Source organism: Syntrophales bacterium (genome assembly GCA_030655775.1).
In the GTDB taxonomy this organism is placed as follows: domain Bacteria; phylum Desulfobacterota; class Syntrophia; order Syntrophales; family JADFWA01; genus JAUSPI01.
In genome coordinates this window covers 1-3,188 of the sequence record JAUSPI010000176.1, presented here as the reverse complement: position 1 = coordinate 3,188, position 3,188 = coordinate 1, and the positions used below count along the sequence as shown (strand labels likewise).

At 49.1% G+C, this 3,188-nt stretch carries 5 protein-coding genes and 1 pseudogene; all 6 read left to right on the top strand.

Features of this window, described 5'->3' with window-relative positions; genetic code table 11:
- The first annotated feature begins 63 nt into the window (after nucleotides 1–63).
- Entirely contained in the window at nucleotides 64–504 is a 441-nt protein-coding gene (locus Q7J27_09445) for a response regulator (GenBank protein MDO9529370.1), read from the top strand.
- 43 nt (nucleotides 505–547) lie between these two features.
- Nucleotides 548–766, top strand: coding sequence for a hypothetical protein (locus Q7J27_09440; protein MDO9529369.1), 219 nt, complete (start codon nucleotides 548–550; stop codon nucleotides 764–766).
- A 62-nt stretch (nucleotides 767–828) separates the two neighbouring features.
- Nucleotides 829–1,116: a hypothetical protein gene (locus tag Q7J27_09435; protein ID MDO9529368.1), complete on the top strand. Its 288-nt coding sequence runs from the start codon at nucleotides 829–831 to the stop codon at nucleotides 1,114–1,116.
- A gap of 87 nt (nucleotides 1,117–1,203) precedes the next feature.
- Nucleotides 1,204–1,341 carry a hypothetical protein gene (locus Q7J27_09430; GenBank protein ID MDO9529367.1) on the top strand — a complete coding sequence of 46 codons (138 nt, stop codon included), beginning with the start codon at nucleotides 1,204–1,206 and terminating at the stop codon, nucleotides 1,339–1,341.
- 72 nt (nucleotides 1,342–1,413) lie between these two features.
- A pseudogene (locus tag Q7J27_09425) lies at nucleotides 1,414–2,496 on the top strand (IS3 family transposase).
- 121 nt (nucleotides 2,497–2,617) lie between these two features.
- Nucleotides 2,618–3,188, top strand: a 571-nt coding sequence (locus tag Q7J27_09420) for a response regulator transcription factor (GenBank protein ID MDO9529366.1), incomplete at its 3' end; no start/stop codon positions are given.

Below are 3,188 nucleotides of genomic sequence, written 5' to 3'. Positions count from 1 at the left end.
AACTACGAGAGTTTGGCACATCCCTTGCGTATAATAAGGCTATCCCCATAAGTCGAGGGGACAATGTCTCCCTTCTCTGAACAGAGCCAGGGAAAACGCGGCCAAAAGGACAGGAAATGGGGATCAGGTAAAAAGAACATGATTAAGGTATTGATTGTCGATGATGAGGAGGCATTAGCCGATTTCATGAAGGAAATGGTAGAGAGGGTGGGCATCTATCGCGTGAAGACGGCCGCGAATGGCGAGGAAGGGTATGAGGTCTTCCTCCAGTTCAAACCCGACATCATTCTTACCGATATCCAGATGCCGGGGAAAAACGGTCTCGAAATGGTAAGGGACATACGGGTACATCATCCCAGGATAAAAACGATCTATATGAGCGCCGACCTGAAACGGTATCAAACACGTCTTGAAGGGGAGAAAATGAAATACCAGGCGAGCTTTTTGGAAAAGCCCTTCCCCATATTTGCGTTGCTTGGGTTGCTGTCTGAAACCATGAGTTAAGACCATGCCTTTTATTAAAAATTGAAAAAGGAGGTGATAAAGTATGAAAAGGTTTATGTGTATGTTTTTTGCGTTGTTTATGTGCCTTGGTTTTGCGGGTGGTCTTGCTGGCTGCAAAGGGGAGGAAGACTCCCCGCCTGCGGAGGCGGAGAAGATAACACCGCGAGTAGAGGAGACTATACCCCCCAGGGAAACTTACCCCGCCCCGGCGGAAAGACAGCCCCGGGAAGAACAGGAAAAAGGAGGTGATGTCTCAAAATGATAACCGATGATAACTGAAAAAAACAGAAGATTTTCAAACTAACCATAAAGGAGTAAAAGACAATGATGAAAAAATTAACATCAAGGAAGTTAGTTTCTGTGCTGGTTGTTGTTCTGTTTTTGGTTTCCTTTGCCGGAGCAGCAGTTTCCCAGGAGTCACAGGGGCCGATAACGGGGAAGATTATTGCTATTTTCGCCGATACGGGTAGAGTTTCGGTACAGGATGAATCCGGCAAGATGTATACTTTAACCGCGGGTTCGGATGTGGACCTTAAGGACTTTAGTGTGGGCGATCAGGTAGTGGTGGAATACACCCCTGACGGGGTTATCAGATCAATCACCAAACAGTAAATAAAATAAGAGGAAAAACTGAGTCTTGGGGGCTCTGCCTCATTCTGAGGCAGAGCCCCTGCTTTAAGGAAGCCTTTGCAGGTCGCGATGGAGTCCACCGGCATTTACTGGATACCGGTTTTTGAAATCCTTGAGAGCCACGGACTTGAAGTCAAGCTGGTCAACGCCCGTAGAGCTGGTCTGGCAAAACTGGACAGGTGCATAAGTGGTAAAGTTGCTCTATAATGAGGCTAAGGAGGAGCAGCATATGAGTAAAAGACCGAGAAGGACTCACATGCACCGACATTCAAGGCGAAGGTGGCGTTGGACGCACTGAAAGGCGAACAGACGCTCGTTGAAGTTATCCCAGCGGTACCAGGTTCATCCGAACCAGATTACGGAGTGGAAGAAGCAGCTTCTTGAACATGCCCCGGACATTTTCAGCAAGGAAAGAAAGGTTGATCAGGTTCAGAGCGTGAAGGACCTTCACGCGAAGATCGGACAGTTGTCGATGGAGAACGATTTTTTATCAGGCGCGCTCGGTCGCATAGGCGATGCGAGCGCAAAATGATGATCGACAAGGGGGATAAACTTCCGGTGACACAGCAATGCAATCTTCTGGATCTGTGTAGATCCGGCGTCTATTACACCCCGACGCCTCTGAACGCGAAAGATATGGAGCTTATGCGCAAGATTGACGAGATCCATCTGGCGTATCCGTTCTACGGAAGCCGGAAGATTCGCAACGAGCTGTGGGCAAGCGGTTATGACGTGGGTCGTGACAAGGTGCGCCGTCTGATGCGCCGGATGGGCATCGAGGCGCTGTATGTCAAACCGAGACTGTCGTTGGCGCATCCTGGACATGTGAAGTATCCCTATCTTCTGCGCGGCCTTGAGATCACACGGGCAAATCATGTGTGGGCCAGCGATATAACCTACATCCCCATGGCGAAGGGGTTCTGTTATCTTGTAGCGATCATGGACTGGGCGAGTCGGATGGTTCTCGCCTGGCGGCTGTCCAACACGCTGGACAGCTCATTTTGCGTAGATGCTCTGGAAGAGGCGATCGCCAAGTACGGTTGCCCCGAGATCTTCAATACGGACCAGGGCAGCCAGTTCACCGCGGAAGCGTTTACAGGCGCTCTCCGTTCGAGAGGCATTTCAATTAGCATGGACGGCAAGGGCCGTTGGATGGACAATGTCTTTATCGAACGGCTCTGGAAAAGCGTAAAGTACGAAGATATTTACCTGAAGGGCTATGGTTCAATGGCAGAGGTGAAGAAAGGACTTGCCACCTATTTCATGTTCTACAACGAAAAACGATGGCACCAAAGCTTTGACAGGGAGACCCCATCTATGGTTTACTTTATCACTCTACCGCAGAAACAGGCTGCGGCATGACCATAAACCAGGAGCACTTTACCACTTATAAATCCCTGTTTCCTGTCCAAACAATCCCGACCACCTCCATGATACCAAGACTTTTAGTGAAAAGTTCCTGAGTAAGAAAAGGTAACATTCAATGGATAAAAAGAAACGTATTGTGATTGCGGAGGACCACGCCATCATTCGGGACGGTTTGAAAGCATTATTGTCGTCCCATGACGAATTTCGGATTGTCGGAGAAGCAGAAGACGGACAGGTCGCCATCCGGCGCGCCCGGGAATTGAAGCCGGATTTGATGCTCTTGGACATATCGATGCCGAGGATGAACGGCATAGAAGCGATCAAGGAGATCAAGAAGCAATCTCCGGGGACGAGAGTGCTGATGCTGACGGTTCACAAGCTGGAAAAGTATGTTCATGCCTGCCTGAAATCCGGTGCGGATGGCTATGTGCTCAAGGATGCCACCCATGCAGACCTTGTGACAGCCATCAAGAATGTTCTCAAGGGAAAACGTTATCTCAGTACGGAGATTTCCGAGAAGGTGATTGAGGGTTATTTGGAAGGAAGAAAGACTGATGAAACAGATTCCGCCTGGGATACATTAACGAAGCGGGAACGGGAGATCCTCAAACTGGTGGCCGAAGGATATAAAAATAAAGAGATCGCCGATTACCTCTGCATAAGCTTGAAAACCGTTGAGACACATC